Source organism: Caballeronia catudaia (genome assembly GCF_001544755.2).
GTDB lineage: Bacteria > Pseudomonadota > Gammaproteobacteria > Burkholderiales > Burkholderiaceae > Caballeronia > Caballeronia catudaia.
Genome location: NZ_FCOF02000009.1, coordinates 113689 through 129296 on the forward strand (window position 1 = coordinate 113689; position 15608 = coordinate 129296).

At 63.8% G+C, this 15608-nt stretch carries 14 protein-coding genes and 1 tRNA gene; 9 read left to right on the forward strand and 6 right to left on the reverse strand.

Annotated features, from left to right (window positions below; genetic code table 11):
- Positions 1-251: 251 nt before the first annotated feature.
- Positions 252-641, reverse strand: a complete 390-nt coding sequence (locus AWB75_RS12550) for a hypothetical protein (RefSeq protein WP_235012079.1) — start codon at positions 639-641, stop codon at positions 252-254.
- Positions 642-770: 129 nt separating this feature from the next.
- Between AWB75_RS12550 and AWB75_RS12555 the strand changes: the two genes are divergently transcribed.
- A complete protein-coding gene (locus AWB75_RS12555) occupies positions 771-1451 on the forward strand; it encodes a TetR family transcriptional regulator (RefSeq protein WP_061124408.1) in 681 nt (226 codons plus the stop codon).
- A gap of 71 nt (positions 1452-1522) precedes the next feature.
- Here AWB75_RS12555 and AWB75_RS12560 read toward each other — a convergent pair whose 3' ends face one another.
- A complete protein-coding gene (locus AWB75_RS12560) occupies positions 1523-2380 on the reverse strand; it encodes a shikimate dehydrogenase (RefSeq protein WP_061124409.1) in 858 nt (285 codons plus the stop codon).
- Positions 2381-2622: 242 nt separating this feature from the next.
- Here AWB75_RS12560 and AWB75_RS12565 point away from each other — a divergent pair, with 242 nt between their 5' ends.
- Positions 2623-4527 carry a bifunctional sugar phosphate isomerase/epimerase/4-hydroxyphenylpyruvate dioxygenase family protein gene (locus AWB75_RS12565; protein WP_061124522.1) on the forward strand — a complete coding sequence of 635 codons (1905 nt, stop codon included), beginning with the start codon at positions 2623-2625 and terminating at the stop codon, positions 4525-4527.
- Positions 4528-4544: 17 nt separating this feature from the next.
- Here the strand turns inward: AWB75_RS12565 and AWB75_RS12570 are convergent, their stop codons facing one another.
- Positions 4545-4859, reverse strand: coding sequence for a hypothetical protein (locus tag AWB75_RS12570; RefSeq protein WP_061124410.1), 315 nt, complete (start codon positions 4857-4859; stop codon positions 4545-4547).
- Positions 4860-5038: 179 nt separating this feature from the next.
- Here AWB75_RS12570 and AWB75_RS12575 point away from each other — a divergent pair.
- From AWB75_RS12575 to AWB75_RS12585, 3 genes are all read left to right on the forward strand, one after another.
- Positions 5039-5113, forward strand: a tRNA-Arg gene (locus AWB75_RS12575).
- Positions 5114-5263: 150 nt separating this feature from the next.
- Complete coding sequence (locus AWB75_RS12580) at positions 5264-6064, forward strand: bestrophin-like domain (RefSeq protein WP_061124411.1); 801 nt, start codon at positions 5264-5266, stop codon at positions 6062-6064.
- On the forward strand, positions 6064-6816 hold the full coding sequence (locus AWB75_RS12585) for a class I SAM-dependent methyltransferase (protein ID WP_061124412.1): 753 nt from the start codon (positions 6064-6066) through the stop codon (positions 6814-6816). Before AWB75_RS12580 ends, AWB75_RS12585 begins: the two co-directional genes overlap by 1 nt.
- Before the next feature lie 38 nt (positions 6817-6854).
- On the opposite strand, the gene AWB75_RS12590 is transcribed toward AWB75_RS12585, so the two are convergent.
- Positions 6855-7037: a rubredoxin gene (locus AWB75_RS12590; protein WP_041730228.1), complete on the reverse strand. Its 183-nt coding sequence runs from the start codon at positions 7035-7037 to the stop codon at positions 6855-6857.
- Positions 7038-7308: 271 nt separating this feature from the next.
- On the opposite strand from AWB75_RS12590, the gene AWB75_RS12595 reads away from it, so the two are divergent.
- The 4 genes from AWB75_RS12595 (at position 7309) to parC (ending at position 14469) form a co-directional block, all read left to right on the forward strand.
- Positions 7309-7692 carry a DUF4399 domain-containing protein gene (locus AWB75_RS12595; RefSeq protein ID WP_407642145.1) on the forward strand — a complete coding sequence of 128 codons (384 nt, stop codon included), beginning with the start codon at positions 7309-7311 and terminating at the stop codon, positions 7690-7692.
- 194 nt (positions 7693-7886) lie between these two features.
- Positions 7887-9821 (forward strand): ATP-binding cassette domain-containing protein, encoded by a 1935-nt coding sequence (locus AWB75_RS12600; RefSeq protein WP_061124413.1) that lies wholly within the window; start codon positions 7887-7889, stop codon positions 9819-9821.
- 315 nt (positions 9822-10136) lie between these two features.
- Positions 10137-12116, forward strand: coding sequence for a DNA topoisomerase IV subunit B (locus tag AWB75_RS12610; RefSeq protein WP_061124524.1), 1980 nt, complete (start codon positions 10137-10139; stop codon positions 12114-12116).
- 34 nt (positions 12117-12150) lie between these two features.
- Entirely contained in the window at positions 12151-14469 is a 2319-nt protein-coding gene (gene parC / locus AWB75_RS12615; protein ID WP_061124415.1) for a DNA topoisomerase IV subunit A, read from the forward strand.
- Positions 14470-14507: 38 nt separating this feature from the next.
- Here parC and AWB75_RS12620 read toward each other — a convergent pair whose 3' ends face one another.
- Together AWB75_RS12620 and AWB75_RS12625 are read right to left on the reverse strand one after the other, a co-directional pair.
- Positions 14508-15083, reverse strand: coding sequence for a PIN domain-containing protein (locus tag AWB75_RS12620; protein ID WP_061124416.1), 576 nt, complete (start codon positions 15081-15083; stop codon positions 14508-14510).
- Positions 15080-15547 carry a helix-turn-helix domain-containing protein gene (locus AWB75_RS12625; RefSeq protein WP_061124417.1) on the reverse strand — a complete coding sequence of 156 codons (468 nt, stop codon included), beginning with the start codon at positions 15545-15547 and terminating at the stop codon, positions 15080-15082. The genes AWB75_RS12620 and AWB75_RS12625 overlap by 4 nt, the downstream gene beginning before the upstream one ends.
- Positions 15548-15608: the final 61 nt, after the last annotated feature.

Below are 15608 nucleotides of genomic sequence, written 5' to 3' on the forward strand. Positions count from 1 at the left end.
CGCGCAGGCGTGGCGGTCATCGACAGCATTCGCCAGTTGCTCGAAGTGAACAAAGTGAACAGTCAGTTCTATTCCGGCATGCCGCTATCTTTCGCGATGGGCGCGGCCACAGCGCACGAGGGCGAACGCCTCGAACCGATGCTGCAACGCGCCGACGCCGCGATGTACGCCGAAAAGCGCGCACATTACAACGGCACGAGCGCGTGATGAATGCGTGAAGCGTGTGTGACCAGCGCGTGACCAGCGCGTCACTATTGCGGCTGCGTGACTTCGTCGATGCCGCGATCGATCGCCGGGCACGCCTCGCCGGTCTGCTTCTTGTACTCGGCCGGGTTGCTCGTCTTCAGCTTCTCGAAGCGGTCGACGGTCGGTTGCGCCTGCGCGAGACCGAGCTTCCATTCGCCGTCGAAATCGGGGGCATCGGGATAACTTTTGCGGACGGCTTCCCGAAAGCGCGCGACCTTCGCGGCATCGAGATGACAGACATCCGCCGCGCCGCGCGCGATGTTCGCGCTCGTCATCACGCCTTCGGCGGCCATCAGTTCTTTCGATGAAGGATGGCCGGGCGGCATCGCGGTCTGCGCCGTCGCGCACAGGCACGTTGCGGCCAGACAGAGGGTTGCGAGGAGCTTGATGCGCATCGGATTTATGGGTGTAGGCGGGGAAGAAAAATTATAGGTGAAGCGGGCCGAATCGAACGCTGCATAAGGCAAAGATGCCTATATAGCCCGTGCTAGAATCGATTTTCAATGCCGTTCTCAGACAGAAAAATGAAAAAAGGAAGCAAGGCCGCCAGTGCTGCGCCCTCGTCGACCACAGCAGAAGGGCGGCGCAAGTATGATCCTGAGGAGACCAAGCGGAACATTCTCGACATCGCCACGCAGGAGTTTTCGGCGATGGGCTTAGCGGGCGCGCGCGTCGACGCCATCGCGGAGCGCACCAATACCACCAAGCGCATGCTGTACTACTACTTCGGCAGCAAGGAAGGGCTGTACGAGGCGGTGTTGGAGCAGGTCTATGGCGATATCCGCGCGCTCGAGCAGGAGTTGCAGCTCGCGGAGATGGACCCCGAAGAAGCGCTGCGCGAATTCGTCGGCTTCACGTTCGACTATCACGACAAGCATCGCGATTTCGTGCGTCTCGTGACGATCGAAAACATTCATGCGGCGAAGTACATCGAGCAGTCGAAGACGTTCAAGGCGCGCAATTCGACGGTCGTGAAGACCATCGAGGATCTCATCGCGCGCGGCGTGGCGGCGGGCAAGTTTCGCGACGACGTCGATCCGATCGACCTTCATCTGATGATCAGCTCGTTCTGCTTTCACCGCGTGGGGAATCGTCACACGTGGGGCGCGGCGTTCGGGCGCGATCCTTCAGGGCCGCGTTTGCGCGCGCGTCATCGCGAGATGATCGTCGATGCCGTGCTGCGCTACATGCGGCGCGACGGCTGACGGTTTCATCGCACACATGAAAAAACGGCGACACTCTCACGAGGTCGCCGTTTTTCGTGGTCTACGTCGGATCAGCCTTCGAGCAAGCTCTGGAAGTGCGCGAACATGCGCTCGGCATCCGGCTCGCGGCCGGTGAAAATGCGCAGCGCGTCGACCGCCTGGCACACCGCCATGCCGCCGCCGCTCACCGTGCGGCAGCCGATCGCCTTCGCCGCCTTCAGCAGTTCCGTCTCAAGCGGGAAATACACGATCTCCGCGACCCACAATTCCTTGTGCAGATAGTCCGCCGGCAACGGCAGGCCCGGCAGCTTCGCCATGCCGGTGGGCGTCGCGTGAATGAGGCCGCTCGCCGACGCGAGCGTTTCACGCAGATCGCCGCCGCTTTTCACGACGCGATCCGGGAAACGCGCCGCGAGTTCGGCGGCGAGCGAGGCCGCGCGCGCGTCGTCGGAATCGAAGAGGGTGAGTTCGCGCGCGCCCATCGTGAGCGCGGCGTGCGCGACGGCCGCACCCGCCCCGCCCGCGCCGAGCTGCACGACGCGTTCGAGCGGCACGCCCGGCAGCCCGCGCTGGAACGCGCGCGCAAAGCCCGACCAGTCCGTGTTGTAACCGATGCGCTTGCCGTCCTTCAGCACTACCGTGTTGACGGCGCCAAGCGCTCGGGCGTCGGGATCGAGGTCATCGAGCAACGGGATCACACTTTGCTTGCACGGATAGGTGATGTTCAGGCCGTCGTAGCCCATGCGCTCGGCAGCGGCGAGCAGATCGGGCAGGGCGGCCGGCTCCAGCGCGAGCGCCTGAAGGTCGATGCGCCGATACACGTAGCTGAGCCCGAGCGTGGCGCCTTCCTTTTCGTGCATGGCGGGCGTGAGCGAACCGCCGATGCCCGATCCGATCAGGCCGATGAGATATGAAGTCTTGTTGGTCATGCGAGCGCTCCGGCACGTTGCACTGTTGTTGCAGTGCGAAATTGAGTACGCGCAGTGTGAACGCACGCGCGAGGCTTGTCGGTCCGTGTTTTTACTAATTTGTACGGTCTAGTTAGTTTGTTATCATCTCGCAGAATTGACGTGGATTGCGCGCGTCCGTCATGCGGACGTCCTAAACTGGAAGGCACCGCATCCATCCCGCATTCATTGATTGCAACGAGGAGGCAGCGATGCTGCGTTCAATCCGTACATCCATCGCGACGGTATCCATCAGCGGCACGCTTCCCGAGAAGCTGAAGGCCATCAAGGCGGCGGGCTTCGACGGCGTCGAGATCTTCGAGAACGATCTGCTGTATTTCGACGGCACGCCCGCCGACGTGCGCCGCATGTGCGCCGATCTGGGCCTCGAAATCTATCTGTTCCAGCCGTTTCGCGACTTCGACGGCGTGAGCGCCGAACGTCTCGCGAAGAACGTCGAGCGTGCCAAACGCAAGTTCGAGCTGATGCACGAGCTCGGCACGGACCGCATCCTCGTGTGCAGCAACGTGTCGCCGGACACGATTCGCGACGACGCGCTCATCGTCGATCAACTGGGCACGCTCGCGAAGATCGCCGGGGAAGCGGGCGTGATCGTCGCGTATGAAGCGCTCGCGTGGGGCCGCTACGTGAATTCGTACAAGCACGCGTGGAAGCTCGTCGATGCCGTGGATCATCCGAATCTCGGCCTCGCGCTCGACACCTTCCATACGCTGTCGATTCGCGATTCGGTGGACGAGATCGCGTCGATTCCCGGCGAGCGCATCGCGTTCGTGCAAATCGCCGACGCGCCCGTGCTCGCGATGGACGTGCTCGAATGGAGCCGTCACTATCGATGCTTTCCGGGGCAGGGCGCGTTCGATGTCGCGGGCTTCACGGCGCGCGTGCTCGAATCGGGCTACAAGGGGCCGCTGTCGCTCGAAATCTTCAACGATGGCTTCCGCGCCGCGCCGACCGCGATCACGGCGGCGGACGGTCATCGCTCGCTGCGTTATCTGGAAGAGCAGACGCGCGCGCTGATGGGCGCAATGGGTAAGGAGGTGCCGCCGGAGCTCTTCAATCCGCCCGCGCCGCCTGAACATATCGGCTTCCAGTTTCTCGAATTCGCCGTCGACGATTCCACGCGCGAACTTCTCGCCCGATGGCTCGGCAGGCTCGGCTTCAGGCTCGCGGGCAAGCATCGCTCGAAGGATGTCGCGCTGTATCGGCACGGCGCGGGCTCGATCGTGCTCAACGCCGAGGCCGATTCCTTCGCGAGCGCGTTTTTCCAGAAGCACGGCTTGTCGCTGTGCGCGTCGGCGTTTCATGTCGATGACGCGAAGCTCGCGTTCGAGCGCGCCGCGGCGTATGGGTCGCAGCCGTTTTCGGGGCGCGTCGGTCCGAACGAGCGCGTGGTGCCAGGCGTGCAGTCGCCCGATGGCAGCCTCGACTATTTCGTAGACGAAGCGAAGGGCGGCCCGACGCTGTGGGAATCGGACTTCATCCTGACGGATATCGACGGGCCGTATGAAGTGGGGCCGCTGTCGCGCATCGATCACGTGTGCCTCTCGCTGCCCGCCGATGCGCTCGACACGTGGGTCTTGTTCTTCCGCAGCGCGTTCGGCTTCGAGACGGAGCCTGCCGTGCTGGTGCCCGATCCGTACGGGCTCGTGCGCAGCCGCGCGGTGCGGAGCCGCGACGGTTCGGTGCGCATTGCGCTGAACGCGTCGGTGGACCGCTACACGGCGGTGGCCGAATCGCTGTCGACGTATCGCGGCTCGGGGCTGAACCACGTCGCATTCAGCACGCCGGATATCTTCGCTGCGATTCCGCGCCTCGAAGCCGATGGCGTGAAGTTCCTGCGCATTCCGCGCAACTACTACGACGATCTGGTCGCGCGTTTCGGCCTGCCCGACGAGCAGATCGACCAGATGCGCGAGCACAACATCCTCTACGATCGCGACGAGCGCGGCGGCGAGTTCTTCCACGCGTACACGGAGCAGCTCGATCAGCGCTTCTTCCTCGAAGTGATCGAGCGGCGCGGCGGCTACGACGGCTACGGCGCGGCCAATGCGGCGGTGCGGCTCGCGGCGCATGCGCAACAGCAGCAGCGCGCGCGTCAGGCGGCGTAGAAACGCGCGAAGGGCGCTCAGGCGCTTTGGGACCTTTCGCTGGCCACGCGCGCGCGTTCGATGCTGAGTTCTTCCTCGCGTGCGCGTGCGGCGGCTTCGAACGCATCGATATGCAGATACAGCCGATGCACGGTCTGAATCTGCGTATGCGAAAGATGGGACTGGCGCATGATCGATGCGAGCCGCTCGCGCCAGTACGAAGGCGGCAGCAACGGACCGCCGAGATCGCACGCCAACGAGCGGCGCAGCACCAGTTCGAGGTGCGTCAGGTCCTGGTCCGCCAGCAACGCCGAAAACGCGCCCTGCGGCTTGATATTGGGGAATGAGTCCATTATTCCGATGGCGGCGCGCTTCGGCGAGACTTGATAGGGAGAAACCCTGCACGTGCGCCGATTTTTTCGTTGCGCGTCGAAGGCTCCCAATTTGTTCGCGCCGAACCGAAAGCCGCCGCGCGCCTTTGCTATACTCTGCGCTCGCTCGCCGACGCATCGGCTGAGCGCGGTCCGCTCCCCTCCCCGTAGTTCAATGGATAGAACGAGTGCCTCCTAAGCGCTAGATGCAGGTTCGATTCCTGCCGGGGGGACCAAGATTTCTGCACGGCGCTCGTCGTGTTCTGCTTCTGCTGTTGTCGCTGCCCGCCTCTTTCCCGCCTCCCGCCGTCCCCCCCATTGAATCGTAAGCAGCTTCGCGCCGATAATGCGACCACCTGAGGCTCGCCTTCACGGCTCATGCGTTCATGACCGAAATCGAATCCGCGGTGCTCGTCTTCATCCTCTTGCTCGCCTGCACGGGCATCGGCGCAATCGTGCGGCCACTCTTGCCCGAAGAGCACAAGGCGCAGGAAACAGTGCAACTGATCCAGTTGCTCGTCGGCATGCTGGTCACGTTCGCGGCGCTCGTGCTCGGCCTCCTTACCGCATCGGCGAAAACGATTTTCGATACCACCAACACCGACATGCGCAACTACGCGACCTCGATCATCGAACTCGATCGCGCCATGCGCGACTACGGTGGCGAGCTCGATCCGGCGCGCAGGCTGCTGCGCTCGTACACGGCGGCGGCGATCGCGAGCACGTGGCCGAACGAGGCGCCGCCGCCCGGTGATTACTATCCGAACGTCGAGCCGTCGAAAAAGGACGACAGCCTCGCGAGCGCGACGCTCGGCGCGCTGTTGAGCAAAGCCCAGCACGACGTACGCATCCTCGTCCCGCGCGACGACTATCATCGCCAGCTCGCTACCGAAGCCGCCGCGCGCTTCGATCAACTGATCGCGCAGCGGTGGAAGCTGGTCGAGGAGGCGCACGGGTCGATCTCCTATCCGTTCGACCGCATTCTCGTCGGGTGGCTGCTCATCATCTTTCTGTGCTTCGGGCTGATCGCGCCGCGCAATGCGTTGTCGCTCGTGACGATCATGCTCGGCGCGCTGTCGATCGCGTCGGCGGTGCTCGTGATCCTCGATCTCGATACGCCGTTCTCAGGACCGATCATGATCGGCAGCCAGCCGTTGCGCGACGCGCTCGCGTATCAGAGCCGCTGATGCGCTACGACGATCCGCGCCTCGTCGCGCTTTACGACGCACTCAATCCGTTCGCCGACGACACGGCGTTCTATCTCGCGCTGGCGGCGTCCGCGCGGCATGTCGTCGATCTCGGCTGCGGCACGGGCTTGCTTGCGTGCGAACTCGCCAGGCGCGGTCATCGCGTGACGGGCATCGATCCGTCGCCGCACATGCTGCGCGTGGCGCGCGCGCGTCCGGACGGCGACAAGGTGACGTGGATCGAAGGCGATGCGAACGCGCTGCCGTTTGTCGGCGCGGCGGATTTGCTCGTGATGACGGGACACGTCGCGCAAATCTTTCTCGACGATGCCTCGTTCGTCGCGACGCTCGTCGCCGCGCGACGCGCGTTGCGGCCCGGCGGTGCGATCGCGTTCGAGAGTCGCAATCCGGCGGCGCGCGCGTGGGAGAACTGGACGCCGGAGCGTTCGCTGCGGCGCATCGAAGCGCCGGACGGCAGGGCGGTCGACGTCTGGCTGGAACGGCACGCCGTGCCCGACCCGCTCGCGGCCGGACGCGTGGCGTTCACGACCCACTATCGCTTCATGCCGAAGCCGGGCACTGAAATGGTCGAAGAGACGCTCAGCGCGGCGAGCGAACTGCGCTTTCGCACGCGCGACGAACTGACGAAACGGCTGACCGGAGCGGACTTTGCGAAGATCGACTGGTACGGAGACTGGAACCGCGCACCGGTGGATGAAACGAGCCGCGAGTTGATCGCGGTGGCGCGCTGAAGCGTGAAACGATGCCGCCGCACGCGCGGCGGCATCGTTCAGAACTCGACGACGACGAAATCCGCCTTTCCCACGTCGCACAGCGGGCAGCGCCAGTCGGCGGGAATGTCGTCGAAACGGGTGCCCGCGGCGATGCCTTCGTCCGGCAGGCCTTCTTCCTCGTTGTAGATCCAGCCGCAAATCAGGCAGACCCAGCTTTTGTATTCGATGACTTCGCTCACGACAGACTCTTGATTCGAAAGAAATAAAGGGACCGCGTGCGGCACAGGACAGCGCATTGCGCGGCGACCCGGCATCTTACAGGAATCGGCGCGATCGTTCCCCGCTCCGGCGGCCGGCCGCACGCCGTGTCATATTGCGTCGGCAGGATGGTACGGATACGCGGCTCCCGAAAGCTCGGTGTATGCTTTTCCGGGTCTCCGGCGCCGACTTCGCGCCATCGACCGGTTTCACAACATGGAGAAAACGATGAAGCAAAAGCTCTTGAGCGCGATGTTGTCGGGCGCGGTCCTGTTTTCGTTCGCGGGCGCGGTGCACGCGCAGGCGCGCGTCTATTTCGTCGAGCCGAAGGACGGCGCGACCGTCACGAACCCCGTGCACGTGAAATTCGGCGTCGATGGCATGTCGGTCGCGCCGGCCGGCACGATGACCGAAGGCACCGGCCATCATCATCTGCTGATCGACGAAAAGCCGATTGCGAAAGGCACGGTCGTCCCGATGGACGACAAGAACCTGCACTATGGCAAGGGCCAGACCGAAGCCGACGTGAAGCTGCCGCCCGGCGATCACACGCTGACGATGCAGTTCGCCGACGGCGCGCATCGCTCTTACGGGCCGGAAATGAGCCAGACGATCAAGGTTCACGTGAAGCAATAACGCATCGCGTGCACGGAAAGGCCGCCGCGGACCGCGTCCGGGCGGCCTTCTTGTTCCTCGTCCATTCGGCCAGCTCCGCTTGGGAGCCGCGGCGGCGCACGCCGCGCCCGGTACGCCCGGTACGCCCGGTACAATGAGCGCTTGCCTCGGTTGCCGTTTTCGTCACCGACTTTCGCCATTCATCCGGTTTTCCCATGTCGCTTTATTCCATTTCGGACGCGCAGCTCGCGTTCGGCCATGTCGCGTTGCTCGACCACGCCGACTTCTCGCTCGAAGCGGGCGAGCGCGTCGGACTGATCGGTCGCAACGGCGCCGGCAAGTCGTCGCTCCTGAAGATCGTCGCGGGCCTCGCCGCGCCCGATGACGGCCTCGTCACGCGTCAGAGCGAGCTCACGACCGTCTATGTGCCGCAGGAACCCGAGTTCGATCTCGACGCTTCCGTGTTCGATGTCGTCGCGTCGGGCCTCACCGATGCGCGCGCGTTGCTCGACGAATACGACGCTGTCGCGCATGCGCTCGCCGACACGCCCGAAGGCGCGAAGCACGACGAACTGCTCGCGCGCATGAACGCGCTGCAATCTGCGCTCGATACGCGCGATGCCTGGAACTGGCGCACGCGCGTCGCGACGACGCTCGCGCAGATCGGCCTCGACGGCGATGCCCGCGCAGGCGACCTGTCCGGTGGCATGAAGAAGCGCGTCGCCCTTGCGCGCGCGCTCGTCGTGCAGCCGGACGTGTTGCTGCTCGACGAGCCGACCAACCATCTCGACTTCGACGGCATCCGCTGGCTGGAAGAGCTGCTCATCACATTGCGCTCCGGCCTGCTCTTCATCACGCACGACCGCGCGTTCCTCGATCGCGTGGCGACGCGCATCGTCGAACTGGATCGTGGACGGTTGCTGTCGTATCCGGGCAATTTCAGCGCGTATCAGACGCGCAAGGCGCAGCAGCTCGAAGTCGAACAGGTCGAGCAGGCGAAGTTCGACAAGCTGCTCGCGCAAGAGGAAGTGTGGATTCGCAAGGGCGTCGAGGCGCGACGCACGCGCAGCGTCGGCCGTATCGCGCGGCTCGTCGAGATGCGCAAGGAACGCGAGGAGCGGCGCAATGTGCAGGGCAATGTCAGGCTCGATGTCGGACAGGGCGAGAAGTCCGGCAAGATCGTCGCGGAACTGACCGACGTGACGAAGCGCTTCGGCGAGCGGACGATCGTCGAGCGCTTCACGGCGACTGTCATGCGCGGCGACAAGATCGGTCTGGTCGGGCCGAACGGCGCGGGCAAGACCACGCTGCTGAAACTCGTTCTCGGCGAACTGCAACCCGATGAAGGGCGCGTGCGCACCGGCACCAACATCCAGGCCGCGTATTTCGACCAGATGCGCGCGCAGCTCGATCTCGACAAATCGCTCGCTGACACCATCAGCCCCGGCAGCGAATGGGTCGAAGTGAACGGCGTCAAGAAGCACGTCATGAGCTATCTCGGCGACTTCCTGTTCGCGCCCGAACGCGCGCGCTCGCCGGTGCGGTCGCTCTCGGGCGGCGAGCGCAATCGCCTGCTGCTCGCGCGGCTCTTCGCGCGTCCCGCGAACGTGCTCGTGCTCGACGAGCCCACCAACGATCTCGATATTCCTACGCTCGAACTGCTCGAAGAACTGCTCGCGGATTACAACGGCACCGTGTTGCTGGTGAGCCATGACCGAGCGTTTCTCGACAACGTCGTGACCTCGGTGTTCGCGGCGGAAGGTGGCGGCATGTGGCGCGAGTATGTCGGCGGTTTCTCCGACTGGCAGATTCAGCGCGAACGTTCGGAGCGCATCGCGGAAGAGGCGGCGCGTCAGAGCGCGAAGGAAGCGACGAAAGACGACGCGCCAAAGGAAAGCGCGGCGGGCCGCAACGCGCAGCGCACCGCGAAGCTATCGTTCAAGGAACAGCGTGAACTGGAAGCGCTGCCGGGGCGTGTCGCGGCACTCGAAGAAGAGCAGAAGGCGATTGGGGCGCAGCTCGAAGACGGCTCGATCTTCGCGAAGGACGCGAAGGAGGGCGCGCGTCTGTCGGAGCGCCATGCGGCGATCGAAGAGGAATTGCTCGTCGCGCTCGAGCGCTGGGAAGAGCTGGAAGCGAAGCGCAAATAAGCGCTTTCGCGGCCCGCAGGCGTGTCGGTTTCGTGAACGCGGATCGTTCACGCCTGCATCGCGTTTTTGCCTCCGAGGTGGGCGCGGCGAGCGAAAACCGCTATTCTCCTAGCGCGGCTCGGATCGGCGGGCGGTTTTCCGCCTCGCTCATCGCGCATCCGGCCAGGCACATTCATCAAGCATCCGCCGGCTTGCCGGGCGTCACGTCGTGACATTCCCGCGAGAACGCCCGAGAAGCCGGATCAACGTCCAACTATGTCCACGAAAAAATCCAGCGCAATGGCGACAGGCACGGAACGCGGCAAGCGTCCTGTCATGCAAGCCAAGGCAGCCGGCTACAGCGAAGCATCGATCAAGGTGCTCAAGGGCCTGGAGCCGGTCAAGCAGCGGCCCGGCATGTACACGCGTACCGAGAATCCGCTGCACATCATTCAGGAAGTCATCGACAACGCCTCCGACGAAGCGCTCGGCGGCTACGGCAAGCAGATCACCGTCACGCTGCATAACGACAACTCCGTTTCCGTCGACGACGACGGCCGCGGCATCCCTTTCGGCCTGCATCCGGAAGAAGGCGTGCCGGTCGTCGAGATCGTTTTCACGCGGCTGCATGCCGGCGGCAAGTTCGATAAGGCGGCGGGCGGCGCGTACACGTTCTCGGGCGGCTTGCACGGTGTCGGCGTTTCGGTGACGAATGCGCTCGCCACGCGTCTCGAAGTGACCGTCTGGCGCGACAACAAGGTGGCGCAACTCGCGTTCTCCAATGGCGACGTGATCGAAGAACTCGTGACCCGTTCCCCCGAACGCGGCGAAAAGAAAAGCGGCACGCGCGTGCGTGCCTGGCCGAATCCGAAGTATTTCGATTCCGCGAATCTGCCGCTCGGCGAACTGCAGCGTCTGTTGCGCTCGAAAGCCGTGCTGCTGCCGGGCGTCGAAGTGGCGCTCGTCATCGAGAAGACGGGCGAGCGTCAGACGTGGAAGTACGAAGACGGCCTGCGCGGCTATCTGCTCGAAGGCATGGGCGGCAGCGAACTGCTGATTCCGCTCTTCGAGGGCGAGCGCTATGCGGAAAGCTCGAAGAACACCGAAGAGACCTTCGCGGAAGGCGAGGGCGCGTCGTGGGTGGTCGCGTGGAGCGAGGAAGGGCCGCTCTTGCGCGAATCCTATGTGAACCTGATTCCGACGCCCGCGGGCGGCACGCACGAATCCGGCCTGCGCGACGGGCTCTTTCAGGCGGTGAAGAACTTCGTCGAAATTCATAATCTGCAGCCGAAGGGCGTGAAGCTGCTCGCGGAAGACGTGTTCGCGCGCGTGTCGTTCGTGCTTTCGGCGAAGGTGCTGGACCCGCAGTTCCAAGGTCAGATCAAGGAACGCCTGAACAGCCGCGACGCCGTGAAGCTCGTGTCGTCGTTCTCGCGGCCCGCGCTGGAGTTGTGGCTGAATCAGCACGTCGAGTTTGGCAAGAAGCTCGCGGAACTCGTGATCCGTCAGGCGCAGGCGCGCACGCGCGCCGGCCAGAAGATCGAGAAGAAGAAGAGCTCCGGCGTCGCCGTTTTGCCCGGCAAGCTGACCGATTGCGAATCGACGGACATCGCCCGCAACGAGCTTTTTCTGGTCGAGGGCGATTCGGCGGGCGGCTCCGCGAAGATGGGTCGCGACAAGGAATTCCAGGCCATCCTGCCCTTGCGCGGCAAGGTGCTGAACACGTGGGAAACCGAGCGCGACCGCCTCTTCGCGAACAACGAAGTGCATGACATCGCGGTTGCGATCGGCGTCGATCCGCATGGCCCGGACGACAAGATCGATCTTTCGAATCTGCGCTACGGCAAGATCTGCATTCTTTCCGATGCGGACGTCGACGGCGCGCACATCCAGGTGCTTTTGCTGACGCTGTTCTTCAAGCATTTTCCGCAACTGATCGAGCGCGGCCATGTGTGCGTCGCGCGTCCGCCGCTCTTTCGCGTCGATGCGCCCGCGCGCGGCAAGAAGCCCGCGCAGAAACTCTATGCGCTCGACGAAGGCGAACTCGAAGCGATTCTCGACAAGCTGCGCAAGGACGGCGTGCGCGAAACGGCATGGACCATCAGCCGCTTCAAGGGCCTGGGCGAAATGAGCGCGGAACAGCTCTGGGACACGACCATGAACCCCGACACGCGGCGTCTCCTGCCGGTCGCGCTCGGTGACCTCGGCTTCGATCTCACCGTTTCGCGCATGACGATGCTGATGGGCAAGGGCGAAGCGGCATCGCGCCGAAGCTGGCTCGAAGAGAAGGGCAACGAAGTCGAAGCGGACATCTGAGCTCGGCTTGAAGCAACGCACAACGGATTAATCGATGGGAATCACAGACGATCTCTTCGCCGAACAGACCGCACCGGACGGCGAGCAACTCACACTGGGCGATTACGCCGAACGCGCGTATCTCGACTACGCCGTGAGCGTGGTGAAGGGCCGCGCGCTGCCCGATGTCAGCGACGGGCAGAAGCCCGTGCAGCGCCGCATTCTCTTTGCGATGAGCGAGATGGGCCTCGCCGCCAACGCGAAGCCGGTGAAGTCGGCGCGCGTCGTCGGCGATGTGCTGGGCAAGTATCATCCGCACGGCGATCAGTCGGCGTACGACGCGCTCGTGCGCCTCGCGCAGGACTTTTCGATGCGCTATCCGCTCATCGACGGTCAGGGCAACTTCGGCTCGCGCGACGGCGACGGCGCCGCGGCCATGCGATACACCGAAGCGCGCCTGACGCCGATCGCGCGCCTTCTGCTCGATGAAATCGATCAGGGCACGGTCGATTTCATGCCGAACTACGACGGCTCGTTCGAAGAGCCGAAGCTGCTGCCCGCGCGCTTGCCGTTCCTGTTGCTGAACGGCGCATCGGGCATCGCGGTCGGTCTCGCGACGGAATGTCCGTCGCACAATCTGCGCGAAGTGGCGGCGGCGGCCGTCGCGATGATCCGCGATCCGAAGATCGGTCACGCAGGTTTGATGGACAAGCTGCCGGGACCGGATTTCCCCGGCGGCGGACAGATCATCTCGTCGCAGGCAGAAATCTCGGCGGCGTACGAGACCGGCCGCGGCTCGCTCAAGGTGCGCGCGCGCTGGAAGATCGAAGAGCTCGCGCGCGGTCAGTGGCAGGTCGTCATCACGGAGTTGCCGCCGGGGGTGTCGAGCCAGAAAGTGCTGGAAGAAATCGAGGATCTCACCAATCCGAAGATCAAGCTCGGCAAGAAGACACTCACGCCCGAGCAGGTTCAGACCAAGCAGTCGATGCTCGCGCTGCTCGACGCCGTGCGCGACGAGTCCGGCAAGGACGCGCCCGTGCGGCTCGTGTTCGAACCGAAGTCGAGCCGCATCGATCAGACGGAGTTCGTCAATACGCTGCTCGCGTACACCAGCCTGGAATCGAACGCGTCGATCAATCTCGTGATGATCGGCGTGGATGGCCGGCCGCGTCAGAAGGGCATCCTCGAAATACTGCACGAGTGGGTCGGCTTCCGGTTCGTCACAGTCACGCGGCGCACGCAGCATCGCCTCGGCAAGGTCAACGATCGCATCCATATTCTCGAAGGACGGATGATCGTCTTCCTGAATATCGATGAAGTCATCCGCATCATTCGTGAAAGCGATGAGCCGAAGCAGGCGCTGATCGCGCGCTTCAATCTTTCGGACCGGCAGGCGGAAGATATTCTCGAAATCCGTCTGCGTCAGTTGGCGCGACTGGAGGCGATCAAGATCGAACAGGAGTTGAAGGAGCTGGGCGAAGAAAAGGCGAAGCTCGAAGAACTGCTCAACAGCGACGCCGCGATGAAGCGGCTGCTCATCAAGGAAATCGAGGCCGACGCGAAGCAATTCGGCGACGATCGCCGCACGCTGATCCAGCAGGCCACGCGCGCGACGTTCGAGGCGCGTGTCGTCGACGAACCGGTGACGGTCGTCGTGTCGCAGAAGGGCTGGGTCCGCGCGCTGAAGGGCCACGGGCTCGATCCGGCGGGCTTTACGTTCAAGCAGGGCGATGGCCTCTACGCCGCGTTCCAGGCGCGCACGCCGGATTCGCTCGTCGCGTGGGGCAGCAAGGGGCGCGTGTATTCGGTGCCGGTCTCGGCGCTGCCGGGCGGGCGCGGTGACGGCGTGCCGGTGACTTCGCTGATCGAGCTCGAATCGGGCACGCATCTGCTGCATTACTTCGCGGGGAACGCGGAGCAGCAACTGCTGCTGGCGTCGAGCAATGGCTTCGGCTTCGTGGCGAAGCTCGGCGATCTGATCAGCCGCCAGAAGGCCGGCAAGGCGTTCATGACGATCGACGAAGGCGCCGCGCCGCTCGCGCCGATGCCTGTCGTTCCCGGCGCGACTTACGTCGCGTGCCTGTCGAGCGCGGGGCGTCTGCTCGTGTTCGGCATGGACGAGATGAAGACGCTGTCCGGCGGCGGGCGCGGCGTCATCCTGATGGCGCTCGATCCGAAGGAGACGTTGCGCCAGGCGCTCGCGATCGATGCGCGCGGCGTCGTGATGACCGGCACCGGGCGCGGCGGGAAGGTGAGGGACGAGAAGCTCGCGGGCTCGCAGATGCAGCTGCATCTGGGCAAGCGGGCGAGGAAGGGAAGGGCGCCGGATTCGTCGCTGAAGGTGACGGATTTGCGGCCGGTGTTCGAGGAGTGATGGGGTGATGGAGCGACGCGGCTACGGCTGCGTCGCTCTCACAAGATTGCCTTGTACATCGCGAGCGATTTGCACGTCTGAACCAACCCCTGCTTCAGCAGAATTTCAATGAACCGCTCCGCTTCCATCGGAGGGTGCCGCAATTGCTTGCGCTGCTGCTGCGCGGCGTGAATGACGGCTGCCGGCGCAAGATCGAACAACTCATCGACGAACACGTCAGGGTGCCGCGCCTCGATTCCGAATGGGCTCAATACCTGCTCAGGGAAGTCCTTCTCGTTGAACGTGACGATCACGCTGGCGTTGCTGCGAATGGCTGCCGCCAGCACGTGGCGATCGTCGTCGTCAGGCAAATTCAATCCGGCGATCAGGTCTTCATGCCCGCTGACGAGCGCATCGGGAACCGCCAGGTCCATCAGCTCAGCCGTCCGATCCACTTGTTCTCTCGTCAGGTCGGGACGGTTCTTCAAGAGATTGCGTTTCCACTCTTCGTGAATCTGCAGGCTCCATCGCGCCCGGAACTGTCCTGAGAGACCGAGCCACATGAGAAAGTCTGGCAGCGGCGCCGGATACAACACGCACGCGTCATAAATGACGATGAAACGGGAACTCTTCATTCGTAGTCCGTTCCTAGTCTCTGTGCCTGCTCGGCCAGTGCCTTCATCGCTTCTTCGCTCATGCGGTCGCGCGCGGCCTTGTATCGCATGACATCGGCAAAGCGGACGCGCCGATGTTTGCCGGTCTTGTGCGAAGGCAGCGCTTCGGCTTCCAGCAGTTTGACGAGATGCGGACGTGAGACATTGAGCAGGTCAGCGGCTTCCTGCGTCGTCAGTACAGCATGAACCGGCACGATCTTGACGGCGTTGCCGTCGGCGAGCTCAGCGAGAATGTCGACCAGAAGGCGTAGCGCCGAAGTCGGCAATTCAATCTGATGCGCTTCGTCCTTATCGTCGAAGATCTGGATCCGCTGCGTCTCGAAACCGGTCGACAGATACGTGGCGAGTGTGCGTTGTCCCTCGACTGCCGCCTGCACTTCGCGTTCGACCGGTAGATTCACTTCGGGATGGATAGTTCGTGTCATGGCGTACCCCGCCTGAATGAGCGTAGAACGCCATATTAATCGAAACAAACGAAAATCGAAA